General features: G+C 63.5%; 21 protein-coding genes. 10 read left to right on the plus strand and 11 right to left on the minus strand.

What is annotated here, in order from left to right:
• Positions 1-39: 39 nt before the first annotated feature.
• From CO675_RS13210 to CO675_RS13225, 4 genes are all read left to right on the plus strand, one after another.
• The gene (locus tag CO675_RS13210) at positions 40-693 is read left to right on the plus strand and encodes a glutathione S-transferase family protein (protein ID WP_097672344.1); all 654 of its coding nucleotides are present in this window, start codon (positions 40-42) and stop codon (positions 691-693) included.
• A gap of 209 nt (positions 694-902) precedes the next feature.
• Positions 903-1,139, plus strand: coding sequence for a hypothetical protein (locus CO675_RS13215; protein WP_097672345.1), 237 nt, complete (start codon positions 903-905; stop codon positions 1,137-1,139).
• An 832-nt stretch (positions 1,140-1,971) separates the two neighbouring features.
• Positions 1,972-2,619 carry a hypothetical protein gene (locus CO675_RS13220; RefSeq protein WP_097672346.1) on the plus strand — a complete coding sequence of 216 codons (648 nt, stop codon included), beginning with the start codon at positions 1,972-1,974 and terminating at the stop codon, positions 2,617-2,619.
• Between the two features lie 20 nt (positions 2,620-2,639).
• Positions 2,640-3,464 (plus strand): DUF7946 domain-containing protein, encoded by an 825-nt coding sequence (locus CO675_RS13225; RefSeq protein WP_143279001.1) that lies wholly within the window; start codon positions 2,640-2,642, stop codon positions 3,462-3,464.
• Positions 3,465-3,592: 128 nt separating this feature from the next.
• On the opposite strand, the gene CO675_RS13230 is transcribed toward CO675_RS13225, so the two are convergent.
• Both CO675_RS13230 and guaA read right to left on the minus strand, forming a co-directional pair.
• On the minus strand, positions 3,593-4,576 hold the full coding sequence (locus tag CO675_RS13230) for a PD-(D/E)XK nuclease domain-containing protein (protein WP_097672348.1): 984 nt from the start codon (positions 4,574-4,576) through the stop codon (positions 3,593-3,595).
• A 64-nt stretch (positions 4,577-4,640) separates the two neighbouring features.
• A complete protein-coding gene (gene guaA / locus CO675_RS13235) occupies positions 4,641-6,254 on the minus strand; it encodes a glutamine-hydrolyzing GMP synthase (protein ID WP_283808105.1) in 1,614 nt (537 codons plus the stop codon).
• 136 nt (positions 6,255-6,390) lie between these two features.
• Between guaA and CO675_RS13240 the strand changes: the two genes are divergently transcribed.
• The gene (locus tag CO675_RS13240) at positions 6,391-6,762 is read left to right on the plus strand and encodes a nuclear transport factor 2 family protein (RefSeq protein ID WP_097672350.1); all 372 of its coding nucleotides are present in this window, start codon (positions 6,391-6,393) and stop codon (positions 6,760-6,762) included.
• Between the two features lie 170 nt (positions 6,763-6,932).
• Positions 6,933-7,265, plus strand: coding sequence for a DHCW motif cupin fold protein (locus CO675_RS13245; RefSeq protein WP_097672351.1), 333 nt, complete (start codon positions 6,933-6,935; stop codon positions 7,263-7,265).
• 125 nt (positions 7,266-7,390) lie between these two features.
• On the opposite strand, the gene CO675_RS13250 is transcribed toward CO675_RS13245, so the two are convergent.
• Positions 7,391-7,843 carry a winged helix-turn-helix transcriptional regulator gene (locus CO675_RS13250; protein WP_097672352.1) on the minus strand — a complete coding sequence of 151 codons (453 nt, stop codon included), beginning with the start codon at positions 7,841-7,843 and terminating at the stop codon, positions 7,391-7,393.
• Between the two features lie 114 nt (positions 7,844-7,957).
• Here CO675_RS13250 and CO675_RS13255 point away from each other — a divergent pair, with 114 nt between their 5' ends.
• Entirely contained in the window at positions 7,958-9,232 is a 1,275-nt protein-coding gene (locus CO675_RS13255; RefSeq protein ID WP_097672353.1) for an MFS transporter, read from the plus strand.
• A gap of 114 nt (positions 9,233-9,346) precedes the next feature.
• Here the strand turns inward: CO675_RS13255 and CO675_RS13260 are convergent, their stop codons facing one another.
• Both CO675_RS13260 and CO675_RS13265 read right to left on the minus strand, forming a co-directional pair.
• Positions 9,347-10,645 (minus strand): RsmB/NOP family class I SAM-dependent RNA methyltransferase, encoded by a 1,299-nt coding sequence (locus CO675_RS13260; RefSeq protein ID WP_097672354.1) that lies wholly within the window; start codon positions 10,643-10,645, stop codon positions 9,347-9,349.
• 22 nt (positions 10,646-10,667) lie between these two features.
• Complete coding sequence (locus tag CO675_RS13265) at positions 10,668-11,090, minus strand: MAPEG family protein (RefSeq protein WP_097672355.1); 423 nt, start codon at positions 11,088-11,090, stop codon at positions 10,668-10,670.
• A gap of 118 nt (positions 11,091-11,208) precedes the next feature.
• Between CO675_RS13265 and CO675_RS13270 the strand changes: the two genes are divergently transcribed.
• On the plus strand, positions 11,209-11,697 hold the full coding sequence (locus tag CO675_RS13270) for a hypothetical protein (RefSeq protein WP_143279002.1): 489 nt from the start codon (positions 11,209-11,211) through the stop codon (positions 11,695-11,697).
• A 126-nt stretch (positions 11,698-11,823) separates the two neighbouring features.
• Complete coding sequence (locus CO675_RS13275; protein WP_097672357.1) at positions 11,824-12,660, plus strand: metallophosphoesterase family protein; 837 nt, start codon at positions 11,824-11,826, stop codon at positions 12,658-12,660.
• A gap of 6 nt (positions 12,661-12,666) precedes the next feature.
• Here CO675_RS13275 and CO675_RS13280 read toward each other — a convergent pair whose 3' ends face one another.
• From CO675_RS13280 to CO675_RS13295, 4 genes are all read right to left on the minus strand, one after another.
• Positions 12,667-12,924, minus strand: a complete 258-nt coding sequence (locus CO675_RS13280; RefSeq protein WP_097672358.1) for a hypothetical protein — start codon at positions 12,922-12,924, stop codon at positions 12,667-12,669.
• A gap of 219 nt (positions 12,925-13,143) precedes the next feature.
• Positions 13,144-14,166 (minus strand): NADPH-dependent curcumin/dihydrocurcumin reductase, encoded by a 1,023-nt coding sequence (curA, locus tag CO675_RS13285; RefSeq protein WP_097672359.1) that lies wholly within the window; start codon positions 14,164-14,166, stop codon positions 13,144-13,146.
• A gap of 214 nt (positions 14,167-14,380) precedes the next feature.
• Positions 14,381-15,871 carry an IMP dehydrogenase gene (guaB, locus tag CO675_RS13290; RefSeq protein WP_097672360.1) on the minus strand — a complete coding sequence of 497 codons (1,491 nt, stop codon included), beginning with the start codon at positions 15,869-15,871 and terminating at the stop codon, positions 14,381-14,383.
• A 200-nt stretch (positions 15,872-16,071) separates the two neighbouring features.
• Positions 16,072-16,317: a hypothetical protein gene (locus CO675_RS13295; protein ID WP_097672361.1), complete on the minus strand. Its 246-nt coding sequence runs from the start codon at positions 16,315-16,317 to the stop codon at positions 16,072-16,074.
• A gap of 139 nt (positions 16,318-16,456) precedes the next feature.
• Here CO675_RS13295 and CO675_RS13300 point away from each other — a divergent pair, with 139 nt between their 5' ends.
• On the plus strand, positions 16,457-17,944 hold the full coding sequence (locus tag CO675_RS13300) for a DHA2 family efflux MFS transporter permease subunit (protein ID WP_198964593.1): 1,488 nt from the start codon (positions 16,457-16,459) through the stop codon (positions 17,942-17,944).
• 159 nt (positions 17,945-18,103) lie between these two features.
• On the opposite strand, the gene CO675_RS13305 is transcribed toward CO675_RS13300, so the two are convergent.
• On the minus strand, positions 18,104-18,793 hold the full coding sequence (locus tag CO675_RS13305; protein ID WP_097672363.1) for an RlmE family RNA methyltransferase: 690 nt from the start codon (positions 18,791-18,793) through the stop codon (positions 18,104-18,106).
• 170 nt (positions 18,794-18,963) lie between these two features.
• A complete protein-coding gene (locus CO675_RS13310; RefSeq protein WP_097672364.1) occupies positions 18,964-20,007 on the minus strand; it encodes a Ppx/GppA phosphatase family protein in 1,044 nt (347 codons plus the stop codon).
• Between the last annotated feature and the right edge of the window lie 129 nt (positions 20,008-20,136).

A 20,136-nucleotide genomic window follows, 5' to 3' on the forward strand; every position in this document is an offset into this window, starting at 1 on the left:
CTCGTTCGTCCTCGGGACGCAAGGACATGGAGTGAAACGATGACCCCCACCATCACCGCCTTCGAACGCTCCCCCGACGGCGGCAAGGGGCTGGCGCGCGATACGCGGGTTCGCTGGGCGCTGGAAGAAGTGGGCCAGCCTTACGAGGTTCGCCTGGTTTCGTTCCAGGCGATGAAGCAGCCGGCACATCTGGCGCTGCATCCCTTCGGCCAGATTCCGACCTATCAGGAAGGCGACCTCGCGCTGTTCGAGACAGGATCGATCGTGCTCCATATCGCCCAGCGTCGTGCGGGCCTGCTGCCCGGCGATGCCAATGCCCGCGCCCGTGCCATCAGCTGGATGTTTGCCGCGGTCAACACGGTGGAACCGCCGATCCTCGAACTCGCAACCGCCAGAATCCTGGAGAGCGACAAGCCATGGACCAGGGAGCGCCTGCCTCTGGTCATGGATCGCGTCCGCGACCGGCTGAAGCAGCTCTCCGCCCGCCTCGGCGATGCCGACTGGCTCGACGGCGCCTTCAGCGCGGGCGACCTGATGATGGTGTCGGTGCTGCTCAGGCTGAGAATGTCAGGCATCCTCGACGAATTTCCGAACCTTTCCGCCTATGTCGCCCGCGGCGAAGCCCGGCCTGCGTACAAGCGGGCTTTCGAGGCTCAGCTGGCAGTCAACACGGGTAAGCATCCGGTCGGCTGAGTTGCGCCAGGCGGGACCCAGCCCTCGCGCAATTGCTCGGCACCGCCACGCCGCATTGCAGTTCCGGCACAACGATCACGATCGCTTCGACCCCCTCACGCAGCGTTGAGCCGGCGTGAGCGAGGATTGCATTTAAGTTCACCCGCCCTGCACACATCTATCTGACGAGGCCAGACTCCTTGGCCCCTTAAGCAAAACGGAGAAACTCAATGACGAACGTCAAACTGTTGTCGGCTGCTTTCATCGCGGTTGCCATGATCGCGACACCGGCAATCGCGCGTGAAACGCACGCTGTTTCCAGGCATGTGGCCGAAGCCAACACCGCCGCGCCGGTCGAGCCCGTCTATGTCGATGGCCGCGCCTGCATTCCGGCGCCGCGTGTCGGTTCGTTCGCGACTGCGCCCTGGACCGGCGGCAATGTCCCCTGTGAACCGGGCCCGTATTGATCGCGTTGCGGCTGACGCGAGCGCCCTGCCGCCAGGCCACAGCATTCACGTTTCAAACAGCATGAACGTCCGCGGTCTCGCGACATGATCTGTCCGAGTTTTGCGCTTCGTTTCGCCCTCGCTGCTAACAGAGGGCGCAGGGAAGACCGGGTGCCGATCGCACCCATGGGCCCCGAGCAATGGGTAGGAAGCTCGGGGGTAGGACCACAGGTGTAACCGGGAACATCCCGGCCTTCCCTGCGCGATGGTTGTGCGGCTTACTTCGTGCTCTCCCCGGCGAGACTTGGCTTGCTTGTCACCGTCTTCGCAACGCGCGACCTGCGCAATCGGAAAAGACACCTGCCGTTAGGGCGTCAGGACCACACGACTTCACCGTCCGCTTGATGCGCGTTCGTCAACTGCGCACTCAGCGTCCACCGCATCCCACACCACGTTCGTGACGATCGCGATCCGCCCCTCGTGTCGGGTGAGACGTGCGTATTGAACATCTGAGTTGGGGGAAACGACAAGAGGAATATTTTCTTACCGCGGGATTGACAGGTTTTTGCTGAGTTGCCCGTCGGGGTGATTTGTCGCAGGTGGTCAAGCAGGATTTCGCTTGCGTTGAAGGCAAATCAGCCGAGTTACGAGGCGAGCTTTTAGTTACGCTTTTCGGCAAATCTAAACGCCCACTCGGGTCGAAGCGGACCGAATATCAATCGACTTGCGAGGCGTCGTCCCTCCTCCAAAGCAGTTGGCTGTGCATTTCTCGAAAGTGTAGTTCGCCAGTTGGTAGAATAGACTTGACGCTACCCGCGAAGTTATGGACCTTTCGACTCGAGGCATAGACCTAATGATCCACATTCCAGACGCCGCCATAGGCGCCGTAGCGGCTGCATTGATAGCAGGGATTGTGTCCCTGCTCGGCCTTATAATCAGCAAAGAGCAAAAGACATCCGACTTTAGACAGGCTTGGATTGACGCGCTTCGGTCAGACCTCACAGCATTCCTCACCCAAGTTAATGCCATCCACGACGCGACAAAAGTCAAATACGCGGATCACGCGGAAAAGGTGGAGACGCTTCGCCCCCTGTACATCCCGTTGAACAATTCGACGTTCAACATTCTGCTCAGGGTAAACCCGTCTGAACGTAACTCCCGGGCTCTGCTTGATGCGATGGAAGCCTTCAACTCGCTGACGGCCGATGAAACAAAACTCACCACTGAAAATATTCGTGCTGTTGAGAGACAGTTTCTAGGCGCATCGCAAACGTTACTAAAGACTGAGTGGCGGCGCGTGAAGTCTGGTGAGCGGACATTTAGGGTAGCAAAGTGGCTGGCGGTGATCGTGATAGCCAGCTCAGTAGCTGCCGCTATTCTCATTGCGTACCGAACGATATGGCCGGAAGCGAATAGTTCTCCTGATAGCGTGCTTTCGCGGTCGAAGCTTCCATCAAGTCAGCGCGCCGCGCCACCTGAAAAGGACAAGCTGGCTCAGTAACTCGACTGGCTCAAGGTATAATGGCAGATATTATTCCATTCCGTTTGAAGCTAACTGGCGATACTGCCGATCAGCATCAATTCCAGGGTTACGACGGGTATATGGCCCTCGCAGGCTTCGCGTGGACTCTTGCTCTCGTTACGAACTATGCAGAAACGGGAAAAATCCGACAGCGTGGCGAGTTCTTAGGCCGAAATGCTGTCCGGGCGCGTGCACCAGCCGCAGGCAGCATGATCGCTGACTTTGCCGTTTGGCTCGAGCAGAATCCCGCTCAAGTACTCGGCCTTACAGGAGTGGCCGCATCAGCATTTCTATACGATCTTGTCAGTCGCGTCGTCGCCAGAAATCTGGGAGAGGACACCCCATCCCAAACGACCCAGCTTAACCAACTTCTTGAGAGAAGAGCGGGTGACGTCGAGGCGCTGGTAGCAAAGGTTGAACCTGCTGTACGCCAGACCCATGCGGTGATTGGGAATGGCGCCACCAAAATGCAAATTCTTGGTGGTCATAACATCATCAACACGTACGATGAACGAACAAGAGATTACGTCAAACTGAATGTCGAGGATGATCACGAGATAGAAAAAGATTTTAGCATCTCAGCTTTCAACGTGAACTCTGGCTACGGCTCTGTGTTCGACAACAACTTGGGTCGAACCATCCCAATTAGCATGTCCCGGGAAGTTTTGCGCAAAGTAAGCAATGTCTTTACGTGGGGCATAGATCAGTACGCAAACAAAGCTGGCGGCCGAGTTCTCATGAAGTATACTCGCATCTTGGCAATGGACGGAACACCTAAGCGCTATATTGTCCAGTCCGCCAAACGCGCACCACGGCGCGAGTAAGACCCAGCGACTTCGACGTTACGTCGCATGCTCCGCAGCGCGTATCAAGCCATAGCGCGTTATGGAGCTAATGTCGCAGCCAGCTTCGTCTCGACTGATCGAACTTAGACGAGAGCTAATCTCTAAGGTCAAGGAATCCGAATGACCATCGTGGTAACATGAGGGCTCTTCGCTCGCAAAGAGTAGTCAGTCTCCCACTTTGCCGCGTCGAGGGCGACACCCTCCTTTACGAAGATGATCATGAGAACGCACTGAACATTTGAAGCTCGGGAATAAAGGCGCGCCAGTCCATCAAGCGTCTTCACCACTTCGGCTTTCTTCGCCAGACTGTCGATAAACTTCATCTCGATAATCAGCTTACCCTCAAACAAACTGAAATCGTGGCGTTTTTCCTGACCATCAAACTGAACTAGACTCTCTTCGCGCGCAAGCGTTGGCAGCCATGGCTTAACAACGGTCAAGAAAAGATTCTGGCAATCGTATTCAGACTGAAGATTAACAGTCCATCCACCCTTCGCATTTCCTCGCGGCTCTAGATCTTCGCTGCGACGGATCATGTCACGAACAACCGCTACGATTTGGCTGACGGCCTTATCTAGCGTGTCTCCAATAAATGGACGGACCGGAAGGCCGATCGCTTCGGTTTGCTCGATCTTTCGTTGCCAAGCGAGATTGGTAATGAGCGCGTCGGGCAATGTAGTATGGATGAAATCGACTTCAGCTGCCGCCTCGAATGTCCAATCGCCAGACCTTCGAAACAGAAAGTCCTCAAAACCGCTACGTCGCGTCCACAGCCGCACGGCGTCGAGTCTCGTTACAAGTTCCTTGAAGGTCGGCGCGTATACAAAGCTGTCGTTAGCGGCACTCACCGCTCGGGCCTCAGTGCAAAGGAAAAAATCCAAGGCCGGGCATTTTTCGAGCGCAAAATCGCGAAGTCTACTTTGCTTGACATCCGCATCGGGTTCCGCGCGCAATAGAATATCGCAGTCAGATCTCAAGCTGCCCGTCCCGTACTGACGCGATCCGAATAAGTACAGCTCGGATATCCCAGGCTCTCGCTCAACCAGCTCAGTCAAGAGGGCGAAAAGATCGTATTTGACAGTTCGCTTCATGCGTTAGCCTGAGTTACGTCGCGCAGATGAGATCCGTTCTAACGCCGTAAGCCGTCGAGTGACCTCACTCCCACTCGATCGTCCCCGGCGGCTTGCTGGTCACGTCGTACACCACCCGGTTGACGCCCTTCACCTCGTTGATGATGCGCGTCGCGGTCTCGGCAAGGAACTTCATGTCGAACTGGTAGAAGTCGGCGGTCATGCCGTCGGTCGAGGTGACGGCGCGGAGGCCGACGACGTATTCGTAGGTGCGGCCGTCGCCCATCACGCCGACGGTCTTGACCGGCAGCAGCACCGCGAAGGCCTGCCAGATCGCGTCGTAGAGACCGTGCTTGCGGATCTGGTCGATATAGACGGCATCCGCGTTGCGCAGGATGTCGAGCTTTTCGCGGGTGATGTCGCCAGGGCAGCGGATGGCAAGGCCCGGGCCCGGGAACGGGTGGCGGCCGACGAAGACTTCGGGCAGGCCGAGCTCACGGCCGAGCACGCGCACCTCGTCCTTGAACAATTCGCGCAGCGGCTCGACCAGCTTCATGTTCATGCGCGCCGGAAGGCCGCCGACATTGTGGTGCGACTTGATGGTGACCGACGGTCCGCCGGTGAAGGAGACGCTCTCGATCACGTCCGGGTAGAGCGTGCCTTGCGCCAGGAATGCGGCCGGTCCTTCACCTTTCTTTGCGATCTTCTTGGCCTCCGCCTCGAACACGTCGATGAACAAGCGCCCGATGGTCTTGCGCTTCACTTCGGGGTCGGTGACGCCTTCGAGCTCGCCAAGAAACTGCTTCGATGCGTCCACATGGACCAGCGGGATGTTGTAGTGGTTGCGGAACAGGTCGACGACGGTTTTCGCCTCGTCGAGCCGCAGCAGGCCGTGATCGACGAACACGCAGGTGAGCTGGTCGCCGATCGCCTCGTGGATCAGCACCGCCGCGACGGCGGAATCGACGCCGCCGGAGAGGCCGCAGATCACCTTGCCCTTGCCCACTTGCGCGCGGATCTTCTCGATCGCCTCCTCGCGGAACGCGCGCATGGTCCAGTCGCCGGTCAGCCCCGCAACCTTGCGCACGAAGTTGCGCAGCAGTTTTGCGCCGTCCGGCGTGTGCACCACCTCGGGATGGAACATCAGGCCGTAGTACTTCCGCTTCTCGTCCTGGATGATCGCGAACGGCGCGTTCGGCGAGGTGCCGGCCACCGAGAAGCCGGGCGGCATCTTGGTGATGCGGTCGCCATGGCTCATCCACACCTGATGCTTTTCGCCGTGGCCCCAGACGCCGTCGAACAGCTGGCTGTCGGTCTTCACCTCGACATCGGCGCGGCCGAACTCGCGGTGGTGCCCGCCCTCGACCTCGCCGCCGAGCTGGGCGGCCAGGGTCATCTGGCCGTAGCAGATGCCGAGCACGGGAACGCCGGACTCGAAGATCAGCTGCGGCGCGCGCGGCGAGCCGGTTTCATGCACCGATTCCGGGCCGCCGGAGAGGATCACCGCCTTCGGCTTCATCTCCTTGAAGGCGGCCTCCGCCTTCTGGAACGGCACGATCTCGGAATAGACGCCCATCTCGCGGACGCGGCGGGCGATCAGTTGCGTCACCTGGCTGCCGAAATCGACAATCAGAATCTTGTCATGCGCCGAGGCCACGGAGGGCGCCGACGAGTCTTTGGCTGTGTGCTGGGCTGTCATGGCAAGCAGATACGCGACAGCGCCCGCCCCCGCAACCGCGCAGCGCGGGGCGCCCACATTCTTCTTTGGGCATGGACAAATCGATATAGGTCAGTATTATTGACCTAATTTGGCCATAACCAATGGGAGGAAACCAATGCCGGATTTTCACGAACCGTCCCGCCTCGCAGCCCTCGGCCGCGACTGGGTCGCCGCCTGGAACGCGCGCGACCTCGAGCGCGTGCTGGCGATGTATTCGGAGGATACCGAGATGACCTCGGACCGGATCCCGGCGTTCGGCTTCGGCGCCTCCGGCACCGTGCACGGCAAGGCACAGCTGCGCGCTTATTGGAGCGCCGCGCTCGCCAAACTGCCCGAGCTGCATTTCGAGCTGATCGACCTCTACGTCTCGCCCGACAGCGTCGTCGTGTTCTACCAGAACGAGCGCGGCAAGAAGATCTGCGAGTATCTGCGGCTCGATGCAGCGGGCAAGATACGGCAGGGCTCGGCGAACCATCTGGTGGGTTGAGTTTGCCGTCGTCGTTGCGGTCATCCGTCACCCTGAGGAGGTCGCGAAGCGACCGTCTCGAAGGGCGACGGCCCGGCTCCAACCGTCCTTCGAGGCTCGCAAGAGCTCGCACCTCAGGATGACGCCACTATTTGTGGATACAGCGCATGAATCGAGCGGAGAATCGCGCCATGAAAATCCCGACCCTGCCCTTCACCGTCACCGACTGGAGCAACGTCGAACCCACGGTGCATCCCGGCGAGACCGGGCAAGCATTGTGGCGCACGCTCGATATCGGCGAGCTGCGGGTGCGGATGGTCGAGTATTCGCCGGATTATCTCGCCGATCACTGGTGCGATCGCGGCCATGTGCTTTACGTCGTCAAAGGCGAGCTCGACACCGAGCTGCGCGACGGCCGCAAATTCACGCTGAAGCCGGGCATGAGCTACCAGGTGTCGGATTTCGGCGACGCCGCGCACCGCTCCTCGACCGCGACGGGTGCGACGCTGTTCATTGTGGATTGACGCGGGACCACCCTCTCCCGTCCCCCCGGGCGAAGGCTTGCAGCGTGATCTCTCCCCTCGTCGTCCCGGCGAAGGCCGGGACGACATCGCGTATGTTGCGGCGTCGAGAAACGTTGCTTAGACGCTCACCGCCGCCGCGCCGCGACCTTCCTCACCTTGGTATCCGCCCAGCTCAGCGGCTTGCCGTTCTTCGACGGCAGCACCAGTTGCCCGACCGCCTGCCCGGCATGGTCGAGCAGCACCGAATGCGGCTCGCCCCGCGCGTAGAGATGCGCCTCGCCCCATTGCCGCAGGGAGACCACGATCGGGAACAGGTCGTGTCCCCGCTTCGTCAGCGCATATTCGAGGTAAGCGCTGCCGTCCGAGGCGGCGACCTGCTCGAGCACGCCGGTTTCGACCAGCTTGCGCAGCCGCGCCGTCAGCATGCCCTTGGCGATGCCGAGGTTCCTCTGGAAGTCGCCGAACCGGCGCAGGCCGTCGAACGCGTCGCGCACGATCAACAGCGACCACCAGTCGCCGATCGCATCCAGCGCGCGGGCCACCGGGCATTCCGCCTTTGCGAATCCGGTCCGCTGCATCGCGCCCCGCCTCCCTCGATCACGATTCCGAACTGGTCTTAAAATAGGACTAGACAGGCCGCGATGCAACTGGTCTCATTATAAGACCAGATTGCGAATTGCAGCGGAGGCAAGATGACGAACCAGACCATGACGGAGGCCGGGCCGGCCACGGGCGACCACAAGACGGGCGACAAGCCCCGCGACACCAAGGCAGGCGCGCTTTCGCCCGCGATCGTGCTGCTGTTTGCGGTCGCCTGCGGGCTCAGCGTCGCCAACATCTATTCCGCCCAGCCGCTGCTCGACACCATGGCGCAGGATCTCGGCATCAGCCCCGCCGCGATCGGCATCGTGGTGACGCTGACCCAGGTCGGCCTCGCCTTCGGCCTGATGCTGATCGTGCCGCTCGGCGACCTCTGGGACCGCCGCAAGCTGATCGTCGGCCAGATCATGCTGTCCGCGGTCGCGCTCGTCGTGGTCGGCACCGCGCCGAACGCAATCGTGCTGTTCTGCGGAATGGCGCTGGTCGGGTTGCTCGCCGTCGTCATCCAGGTGATCGTCGCCTTTGCCGCGACATCGGCTTCGCCGGCCGAGCGCGGGCAGACCATCGGCACCATTCAAAGCGGCGTCGTGTCGGGCATCCTGCTGGCGCGTTTTGCGTCGGGCACGCTCGCCGATATCGGCGGATGGCGCATGGTCTTCCTGACCTCGGCGGTGCTGATGCTCGCGATGGCCGCGCTGCTCACCTATGTGCTGCCGCGGCAGCCGCCGCGTGCGTTGTCCGGATCATCCTATGCCAAGCTGCTGCGCTCGACGGCCGCGCTGTTCGCCGAGGAGCCGGTGTTGCGCGAACGCGCCGTGTTCGCATTCCTGATCTTCGCGAGCTTCAGCGCGTTCTGGAGCTCGGTGGTGCTGCCACTCTCAGCGCCGCCGCTGTCGCTGTCGCACACCGCAATCGGCATGCTCGGCATTGCCGGCCTCGCCGGCGCGCTGGCGGCGCGCAATTCGGGCCGCCTCGCCGATCGCGGCTGGGGCCAGCGCACCACCGGACTGTCGCTGCTGCTGATGCTCGCCGGCTGGGCGCCGATCGCTTGCCTGCATTCTTCGCTGTGGCTGGTCCTCGCCGGCGTCGTCATGATCGACTTCGCGGTGCAGGCCGTCCACGTCACCAATCAGAGCCTGATCGTCGCTGCCCGCCCCGAAGCGTCGAGCCGTCTGATCGGCGTCTACATGGTGTTCTACTCGGCCGGCAGCGGGCTCGGCGCGATCTCGTCGACGATGGCCTATGCCGCCGCCGGCTGGCTCGGCGTCTGCGCGCTGGGCGCTGCGATCAGCGCCATCGCGCTGCTGTACTGGGTCATCGTGGTGAGCCGGACACCGGTGCCGGAGGGCGTGTGTTCCGAGGCGTAGAAGCGCAGGGTGGGTTAGCGCAGCGTAACCCACCAACTTTGTTCACCGAGGACAGGTGGTGGGTTACGCCTTCGGCTAACCCACCCTACGAAGCGACTCGCGTCATGCCTTCTGTCACGCCTTCTTCAGCACCGAGACGAAGAACCCATCCGTCCTGGTGCGGCGCGGCGTCATCAGCAGACCTTCCGCCGACAGCAGCGCGGCCTCTGCAAACGCCTCGGCCTTGTCCCACAGCACCGCTGCGGTCTGCTCCGGCGGCTGCACTGAAAACTCCGGGTGCCGCGCGATGAACGCCTTGACCTGCTCGCCATTCTCCTCCGCCAGCACCGAGCAGGTGATGTAGGCGATCCGGCCGCCGGACTTCACCAGCGGCGCGGCGCGCGCCAGCACCTCGGCCTGGTCCTTCAGCCGCACCTCGAGCGCGCCGGGACGCATCCGCCATTTGGCGTCGGGATTGCGGCGCCAGGTGCCGGTGCCGGTGCACGGCGCGTCGATCAGCACGAGATCGGCTGACGCCTTGATGTCGGACAGCACTTCCTCCTCGCCGCGCGGCGTGCGCACATCGCAATTGTGCACGCCGGCGCGCGACAGCCGCTCATGGATCGGCGCGAGCTGGCGCTTGTCGCTGTCGGTCGCGATCAGCCGGCCCTTGCCGTCCATCATTGCGGCCACCGCCAAGGTCTTGCCGCCGGCGCCGGCGCAGAGATCGATCACCTGCTCGCCGGGCTTGGCCGACGAGAACAGCGCGGCGAGCTGCGAGCCCTCGTCCTGGACTTCGATGGCGCCCTTGATGAAATCCTCCTCGGCATGAATGCCGGGATTGCGCGCATCGGCGCCGAGTTCGATGCGCAGGCCGAGTGGCGACCACGGCGTTTCCTTCGCACCAAGATGCGACAGGCGCGGCAGCACCTTCTCGCGCTTGCCCTTGAGCGTGTTGACGCGCAGATCGAGCGGCGCGCGGCTCGCCATTGCAGTTGCCTCGGCGGCGCGGTCGTCGCCGAAGACTTTCGCCAGATACGGATCGAGCCAGTCCGGATAATCGCCCGCGACATGCGCCGGCGCATCCGTGAGCGAGCGCGAAGCCAATGCAGCCTCCTCGGCCGCGGTCAGCGGTTCCGGCGCGAACCGGCCGCCGTCGCACAGCGCAGAGATCGTCGGGATGTCCATGCCGCGCTCGAGCTTGAGCATGCCGAGCACCCGCGACCGCGCGCTGGCATCATCCATCAGCCAGGCCGCGGAGGATTGCCGGCGCAGCACGTCCCAGATCAGGCCGGAGATCGCGGCGCGATCGCCGGAGCCGGCATAGCGGTGCGCGGTGCCCCATTCCTTCAGCGCTTTGGCCGCGGGAATGCGCTGTGCGTCGATGGTGGCGATCAGCTCGATCGCGGCGGAGAGCCGGGCAGCGGGGGTCATAGAACTCTTTCGGTTGGGCGCATCAGATCAGCAGCAGGAGCTTGAGCGCGAAATACAGCCACATCGCCGCCAGCACCAGCACGCCGGCGAACCAGGCGAGCGAGCGCGGCCGCACGTCGTTGGAGGTGACGAATACCCCGGCATGGGCAAACCGCGTCACCACGAACACCCAGGACATCAGCACGATGAACAGATCGGCACGGCGCAGCGGCAGCGCAATGGCAATCAGGACGTAGAACAGCACCGGCAGCTCGAACTGGTTGGCGAAGCAATTGCCGAGCTGGGTGGCGCGCTCCGGCCAGTTCGGCTGGCGCAGCGCGATATCGGCCATCTTGGTCTCGCCGCTCGCCAGCGTCCGCGTGCGCAACGTGGCCATCCCAAACAGAAGCGCGAAGGTGAGCCCAATCTGGATGAAGACCGGTAACAGAACCATTTGAACCGACATCAAGAATCTCCCTCAAGCCGGGCGTCCGGCCGCCCTCTTAGCCGCCACGGCCGCGCAACACAATGAAGCCTGCTGATCACGCGCCTGGGTAACCAGTTGAACCATCATCCGAGCCCGGGTGACCAACTCACAGAAACAATGGCGGTTTCAGTTCCTCACGGCTGACGCGATGGGCATCATCACCCCGATCCTGGACGGCGCGGCCCTGGCGGCCGCGAGCCTCGGCGATCTCCTCACTTCCCTGCTGAAGGCGATCGACCCAGGCATCGGCTGGTTCGACGACGCCGCGGACGGCGGGCTCGGCATGGTGCTGTCGGGGCTCGCCGGCGTCGCCACCGCGCTCCTGGTCGTCATCCTGCTCTCGGTTTATTTCCGCAGCGGCTATCGCTCGACGCGCGACATCGTCAGGCACAGCCTCGCCACGGCGCTGGTGCTCAGCCTGCTCGGCTATGCGGCCTACGACAAGGGGCACGATGCGCTTGCCTATCTCGGCCTCAACGCATCGCCGGCCGTGACGGGAACAAACCCGCCGAGTACGGGACTGCTCGGAGGTCGCGGCGGTCCGCCTGCCCTGCCCGTCCGCGCGGACAAGCAGCTCGCGATCTAGCGGCCCGCGCCGCCGGATCAAACAAGACATCAAACAACGCATCAAACAGGGCAGCGAAGAACACAGCGAAATCGTCATCGTTCCGACTTCGCGCCGACGCTATAATTCGGCCGAAAGGATCGATGCATGTCCCAGTTCCGCCTGACACAAATCTCCGACACTCACCTCGCGCGCCGCTTCAAGCCGCTCGTCGACAACTTTCATCGCGTCAGCGAGCACATCGATGCAACGCGTCCCGACCTCGTGCTCAACTCCGGCGACGTTTCGTTCGATGGACCGACCAGCCGCGACGATCTGGTGTTCGCCAAACAGCTGCACAGCGCGCTGCCGGTCGATTGCCTCTATCTGCCGGGCAACCACGACATCGGCGACAATCCGACCGCGGTCGGCCCGGTGCCGGCGCAACTGCCGACCGAAGAAACGCGCCGCGCCTTCACCTCGGTGCTCGGTGAGGATCACTGGCATTTCGACGCCGCCGGCTGGTGCTTCATCGGCCTCAATTCGCTGATCATGAACACCGGCCTCGACAGTGAGGCCGAGCAATTCGACTGGCTCGCCTCGGCGCTCGACAAGGCCGTGGGCAGACCGGTCGCGCTGTTCCTGCACAAGCCGCTGTATCTCGACGTGCCCTACGATGCCGAACGCGCCGAGACCGCGATCCGCTATGTGCCGCAGCCGGCGCGCCGCCGTCTGATCGAGATGTTCGGCAAGGTCGACTGGCGCCTGGTCGGCAGCGGCCATGTGCACCAGCGCCGCGACTACACGTTCGAGCATGTCAGGCAGGTCTGGGCGCCCTCGGCCGGCTTTGTCATTTCAGATGCGCGGCAGGAAGTGATCGGCATCAAGGAAACCGGCCTGGTCGAGTACCGCTTCCAGCCGGACAGCTTTGAAGTGCGCCACATCAGGGCCAAGGGCCAGGTCGATGTCGACCTGGACATGCTGCTCGGCAAGGAGGCGGCGTGAGCCGTCTCAGCTCCGCGCCGCGTCGTGCAGATCCTGCTTGATGACGGTGAGCAGCGCCTGCAGCGAGTCCTTGTTCGACTGCGGTGCCGTCGGCGCGGGCTGCACACGCGGCAGTTTCGGCATGAAGCGCCTCGGCTCGGCTGCCGGCTCGTCCGCGACAAATTTTCCATGCAAGACGTCGTCACGGCGGCCCATGACGAACATCGTCGCCCAATAGCCGAGGGCGAGGAGAATGACCCCGAAAACAATCGCTTCAAAAACCATGGCTACACCTGAAATATAGCCATATTGAATCAACTGCTCCGGGTCCCAGTCAAGCAAATGGGGGCCGAAAGCCCCCAAAAGCCCGCCATTGTGGCGTTTTTGATACTTTGTTGCGCGTAGTAGGAGCTGGAAAGCCTCGTTTTGACGCGCTTTCCTCTCGCGAACCGGTGCCCATCCCCGATCAAGTCCGGGACAGGCTTCGCTCGAAAACGCTATCGTTCAGGCCTTGTCCGGCCCGATCCGGACCAGCTGCTTGCCGAAATTGGCACCCTTGAGCAGGCCCATGAAGGCCTCCGGCGCGCTGTCGAGGCCCTCGGTCACGAACTCCTTGTACTTGACCTTGCCCTCGCGCACCCACTGCGACATGTCGCGCAGGAAGTCGCCATGCATGGCGGCGAAGTCGCTGACGATGAAGCCGCGGAAGGTCAGCCGCTTGGTCAGGATCGCGAACATAATCGACGAGGCCCATTTCGGCGCCCGCGCTTCGCGGTCGTTGTAGTGTGCGATCAGACCGCACACCGGTACGCGCGCGAACGCGTTGAGCTGCGGATAGACCGCCTCGAACACGGCGCCGCCGACATTCTCGAAATAGACGTCGATGCCCTTCGGGCAGGCCTGCTTCAGCTTCGCCGCCAGATCCGGATCGCGATGATCGAGGCAAGCATCGAAGCCGAGTTCGCCGGTGACGTAGTCGCACTTGTCCTTGCCACCGGCGATGCCGACCGCCCGCGCGCCCTTGATCTTGGCGATCTGGCCGACCGCCGATCCGACCGCGCCGGAGGCACCGGCAACCACCACCGTCTCGCCCGGCTGCGGCTTGCCGATCTCGAGCAGTCCCGTATAGGCAGTCATGCCGGGCATGCCGAGAACCCCAACCGCCGTCGAGATCGGCGCGATCTTGGGATCGATCTTGGCGAGGCCCTTGCCGTCGGACAGCGCATGCGTCTGCCAGCCAGCGCGCGACAGCACGATGTCGCCCTTGGCAAAGGCGGGATTGTTGGAGGCGATTACCTCGCTCACTGTGCCACCCTCCATCACGCCGTCGACCGGGACCGGCGCGGCGTAGGACGGGCCGTCGTTCATGCGGCCGCGCATATAGGGATCGAGCGACAGCCAGATGGTGCGCAGCAGCACTTCGCCCGCGCCTGGTGTCGGCGGCGTGTAGTCCTCGAGCCTGAAATTGGCCGGCGTGGGCTCGCCATGCGGGCGCGAGGCCAGAACGATGCGCTTTCCTTGGGACATTTGGATTTCCTCTTGAGGTGATTGGTTCGTGGCGCACACGTAGTCATGCAATCCAGCTCCCCGCAAGGGAGATGGATTTGCTCTTTCGCGCGCGCTTGTTTGAAATGTTGTTTGAAATGACGGGCGTCATTTCGGAACGGCGCTGGCGCCGACTTTTGAAGAACGTCATTCCGGGCCTCGCGAGGCGAGAGCCCGGAATGACGTGGGGAGAGGTTTACACCCCGCCGGGATAGTTCGGAGCCTCGCGCGTGATGGTCACGTCGTGGACATGGCTTTCGCGCAGGCCGGCGCCGGTGATGCGGACGAACTCGGCCTTGTCGTGGAAATCCTTGATGTCCTTCGCACCGACATAGCCCATCGCCGCGCGCAGGCCACCAGCGAGCTGGTGCATCACGTTGCCGACCGGGCCCTTGTACGGCACCTGGCCCTCGATGCCCTCGGGCACCAGTTTCAGCGTGTCCTTGATGTCCTGCTGGAAGTAGCGGTCGGCCGAGCCGCGCGCCATCGCGCCGACCGAGCCCATGCCGCGATAGGCCTTGTAGGAGCGGCCCTGCCACAGGAACACCTCGCCGGGCGTCTCGTCGGTGCCGGCGAGCAGCGAGCCGACCATCGCAATGTCGGCGCCGGCGGCAAGCGCCTTGGCAAGGTCGCCGGAATATTTGATGCCGCCGTCGGCGATCACGGGCACGTCGGCCTTCTTCGCCGCCGCGACCGCATCCATGATCGCGGTGAGCTGCGGCACGCCGACGCCGGCGACGATGCGCGTGGTGCAGATCGAGCCCGGGCCGATGCCGACCTTGATGCAGTCGGCACCAGCATCGATCAGCGCCTGCGCGCCGCCCTCGGTCGCAACGTTGCCCGCGACGACCTGTACCGCGTTGGAGAGCCGCTTGATGCGGTTGACGGCGTTGAGCACATGCCGCGAGTGACCGTGCGCGGTGTCGACCACGACGACGTCGACGCCGGCATCGATCAGCCGCTCGGTGCGCTCATAGCCGGTCTCGCCGACCGTGGTGGCGGCAGCGACGCGAAGCCGGCCCTGCGCGTCCTTGCAGGCCAGCGGATGAGCGACCGCCTTTTCGATGTCCTTCACGGTGATCAGGCCGACGCAGCGATATTGGTCGTCGACGACGAGCAGCTTCTCGATGCGATGCTGGTGCAGCATCCGCTTCGCCTCGTCCTGGCTGACGCCCTCGCGCACCGTCACGAGGTTCTCGTGCGTCATCAGCTCCGAGACTTTCTGCCGGGGATCGCTGGCAAAGCGCACGTCGCGGTTGGTCAGGATGCCGACCAGCTTGCCGGGCACGTTCTTGGCGCTACCTGTGACGACCGGAATGCCGGAAATGCCGTTTTCCTTCATCAGCGCCAGCGCGTCGGCAAGCGTGGCCTCGGGGCCGATGGTCAGCGGGTTGACCACCATGCCGGATTCGAACTTCTTGACCTGCCGCACTTGGGCGGCCTGGCCTTCGGGATCGAAATTGCGATGGATGACGCCGAGGCCACCTGCCTGCGCCATCGCGATCGCCATCCGCGCCTCAGTGACGGTGTCCATCGCGGACGCCATGATCGGGATGTTGAGCTGGATCGCGCGGGTGACCCGCGAGCGGATGTCGACTTCCGAGGGAAGAACGTCGGACAGACCGGGCTTCAGAAGCACATCGTCGAATGTGTAGGCTTCGCGGATAGCCGGAAATCCCGTGGCCATTGCCAACTCCTTATCTGCGGTCCAGCCGCGATGGTCTTACGGATGAGTGCTACCTGCGGCGACGCTCGCTGCGTCACCGTCGAATCGGCGCCCATCGGTGGGGTTGACGCTGGTCGATAGCATGGCGGCATGACGAATCAAAGCGTTTGCCAGCCATGCACAGGCTTTTTACGAGCCGGTTCAGGGGCCCTCTCGCCTGCTTAGCGGTATCCCTGCGGCGGCCCGTGCCGGCGGATCGCCTCGACCACCTCGCGATGGCGCCGGTCTTCCCGCTTCATATGGACCGCGATGACCGCATGGGCCGACGGCACCAGCAGCAAGACCTGGAAAAACAGCCCGAAAATCGCGCAAAACACGATCAGGACCAGATTGAAGATGGCCGAAAACGGCTGTCCGTTCAGGAGCAGCCCGATCGGCGGCAGCAGAGCGGCAAGGACGTAGATCACGGCACACCTCGGGCGCTGGCGGATGCATAGCAGCGTCACGCTGGATTTAGGGCGTTTGCCCTGTTCCGCAATAGCGTGGTGCGGGGCAGGATGATATGGCCCCCTCGCCCGCCTTTTTCAGCTCGGCTGTCCTATTTTGATGAACAAACAACGCCTGATCCCGCTCATCGTGGCCACCGCCCTGTTCATGGAAAACATGGACTCCACGGTGATTGCGACCTCGCTGCCGGCGATTGCCGCCGATATCGGCACCAGCCCCCTGACGCTGAAGCTTGCGATCACGTCCTATCTGCTGTCGCTTGCGGTCTTCATCCCGGCCAGCGGCTGGACCGCGGACCGCTTCGGCGCCCGCATCGTATTTGCCGGCGCCGTCGCGGTGTTCATGCTCGGTTCGATCGGCTGCGCGCTGTCCTCCTCGGTGACCGATTTCGTGTTCGCCCGCATCTTGCAGGGCCTCGGCGGAGCAATGATGACCCCGGTCGGGCGGCTGGTGCTGCTGCGCTCGGTCGACAAGAGCGCGCTGGTCAACGCGATGGCCTGGGTGACGGTGCCGGCGCTGATAGGCCCGGTGATCGGGCCGCCGCTCGGCGGCTTCATCACCACCTATTTCTCCTGGCACTGGATCTTTTTGATCAACATCCCGATCGGGTTGCTCGGCATCTTCCTGGCGCTGAAATATATCGACCCGATCAAGAGCGAGGACCCCGAGCGTTTCGACCTGGTGGGACTGGTGCTCGCCGGCATCGGGCTCGCCGGCATCGCCTTCGGGCTGTCGGTCGCAGGTCTCAACCTGTTACCGTGGCCGATCGTTGCCGGCCTGGTCGGGGTCGGCACGGTGTCAATGACGCTCTACCTCATCCATGCGCGGCGTACCGGTTCGCCGGTGCTCGATTTCGGGCTGCTGCGGCTGCCGACCATGCGGGCCTCGATCGTCGGCGGCTTCATGTTCCGGCTCGGCATCGGCGCACTGCCGTTCCTGCTGCCGCTGCTGATGCAGGTCGGCTTCGGCCTGTCGCCGTTCCAGTCCGGTCTCGTCACCTTCGCCTCGGCGGTCGGCGCCATGGGCATGAAGACGCTGGCGGCGCGCATCATCAAGGCCTTCGGCTTCCGCAACATGATGACCGTCAATGCGGTGGTCAGCTCGGCCTTCCTCGCCGCCTGTGCGCTGTTCACGATCTCGACGCCGCTGATGCTGATCTTCACCATCCTGGTGGTCGGCGGCTTCTTCCGCTCGCTGCAATTCACCGCGATCAACACCGTCGCTTATGCAGAGGTCGAGGCGCCGCAGATGAGCCGCGCCACCACCCTCGTCAGCGTCAACCAGCAGCTCGCGGTGTCCGCGGGCGTCGCGGTCGGCGCGTTCTCGGTCGAAACCACGCTGGCGCTGCATCACCAGACCGAGCTCTCCGCCGACGTGTTCGGACCGGCGTTCATCGTGGTGTCGCTGATCTCGGCGGCGTCCGCCTGGTTCTTCTGGCAAATGCCAGTTGACGCCGGCAACGAAATCGCCGGCCGCAAGGCGATCGACATATCGAGCCGCAAGGGCGCCGAGAAGCGCGCCGCAGCCGAAGCGGTCAAGGTTGCGACCGAGGACACCCAGAACGCGCGGGATCAGCGGCTGGGGTAAGGCCGCCCGCTCCGTCATTACAGCAATGACGCTCGATCTATCGCCGTCACTTCTTTAGCGGCCCTCGAAGGATGGACGGGCACCAGTCGGACCGCATCCCCTTCGAGGCTCGCTACGCTCACACCTCAGGGTGACGGGACGAATTCCGTCGGGGTTGCACTAGCGCTTGTTCACCTGCCCCCGAAACCCGGTCGCCAGCACGTAGCGCTCGGAGGAATCCTGCCGGCTGGCGGACGGCTTGACGTGACGCACGCTGGCGAAATCGCGCTTCAGCTGCCCCACCAACTCCGCGTCGGCGCCGCTCTGGAACACTTTGGCCAGGAACGTCCCGCCGGGATTGAGCACCTCGCCGGCAAAATGCGCGGCGGTCTCGACCAGGCCGATGATGCGCAACTGATCGGTCTTGCGATGGCCCGTGGTGTTGGCAGCCATGTCGGACATCACGAAATCGGCGCGGCCGCCCATCATCGCGATCAGTTTTTCGGGCGCGTCATGGTCGAGGAAGTCGAGCTGCGCGAAGGTGACGCCGGGGATCTCGCCCATCTCGAGCAAATCGATCGCGACCACCTTGCCCTTGCCGTCAGCTGCACCGGTGCGCTTGGCCGCGATCTGGCTCCAGCCGCCGGGCGCCGCGCCAAGGTCGACGACGGTCATGCCTGGCTTGAGCAGGCGGTATTTGTCGTCGATCTCGAGCAGCTTGAACGCCGCGCGCGAGCGGTAGCCCAACGCCTTGGCCTTGGCGACGTAGGGATCGTTGAGCTGGCGCTCGAGCCAGAGTTTCGACGACAATTTTCGCTTGCCGCCGCTCTTGACCGTGACGTGCAGCCGCCCGGTGGTGTCTTTCGCCATTCCATTTTCTCTTCTCCCTCGCCCCGCTCTTGCGGGGAGAGGGTTGGGGTGAGGGGCTGCTTCCGCAATGACGGTGAGAGATGCTTTCGTGGAGAGTCCCCCTCACCCGGATCTTACGCTTCGCGCAAGATCCGGCCTCTCCCCGCAAGCGGGGCGAGGCTAAGGAAGCTCTAGCACGCCCGCAGCGCGCCGTCCTCGCGCATCATCTCGACCAGCATGCCCTCGCGCAGGCCGCGATCGGCGACGCGAAGCCGCGGCATCGGGAACGCGTTGCGGATCGCGTCGAGGATCGCGCAGCCGGCCAGCACCAGGTCGGCCCGCTCGACGCTGATACAGTTGTTGTTGACGCGCGCCTCGTAGCTCATGCCGAGCAGCTTCTGGATCGTCGCAGTGACGTCGCCATCGTTCATCCAGATGCCGTCGATGCGGCGGCGGTCGTAGCGCGACAGATTGAGGAACACGCCGGCGAGCGTGGTCACGGTGCCCGAGGTGCCGAGCATGTGCATGTCGCGCAGGTCCTTGCCGTGCTCGGCCGCGAACGGCGCGACGTGGCGGGCGACCTCTTCGATCATCCGCGCATACATGTCCCTGCTGACGTTCTTGCCGCCGAAATGTTCGGCGAGCGTGACGACACCGAGCGGGATCGACATCCACGCCTTGATGCGCGGCGGCGCATCCGGCGCGGCGGGATCGCGCTCGATCCGCACCAGCTCGGTCGAGCCGCCGCCGATGTCGAACAGGATGGCGCCCCGCCCCTTCGGGTCGAGCAGCGGCGAGCAGCCGATCACTGCGAGCGTCGCCTCGGTCTCGCGATCGATCACCTCGAGCTCGATGCCGGTCTCGGCCGCGACGCGCGCGCGAAAGCTTTCGGCATTGCCGGCGGCGCGGCAGGCTTCGGTGGCGATCAGCCGCAGCCGGCGGGCCTTGCGATAGCGGATCTTGTCGCTGCAAATGGCGAGCGCGGCAATCGCCCGCTCGATCGCGGCCTCGCTGATCGAGCCGGTCGCGGCGATGCCCTCGCCGAGCCGGATGATCCGCGAGAACGAGTCGACCACGCGGAACCCGTCGCCGGTGGGACAGGCGATCAACAGCCGGCAATTGTTGGTGCCGAGGTCGAGCGCAGCGTAGACGCCGCTTTCCGCGGCCGCCGCAATCAGCCCTGACGGGGCTTCGCCGGCCGGAGGGCCGTCACAAAGCCGCACATAGTCATTCATCAAAACACTGTCTTTCCGCAGGACCCCAAGGGCAATCCATGGGCCTGCCGAATAATTGTCCGTTCACGGAAACTTTAGCAGCGACAAGGCCCTGCGCAAACTCCGTTCACATTGGGTCCATGCCCAATC

The sequence above is a fragment of the Bradyrhizobium sp. C9 genome (assembly GCF_002532045.1).
Taxonomy (GTDB): Bacteria; Pseudomonadota; Alphaproteobacteria; order Rhizobiales; family Xanthobacteraceae; genus Bradyrhizobium.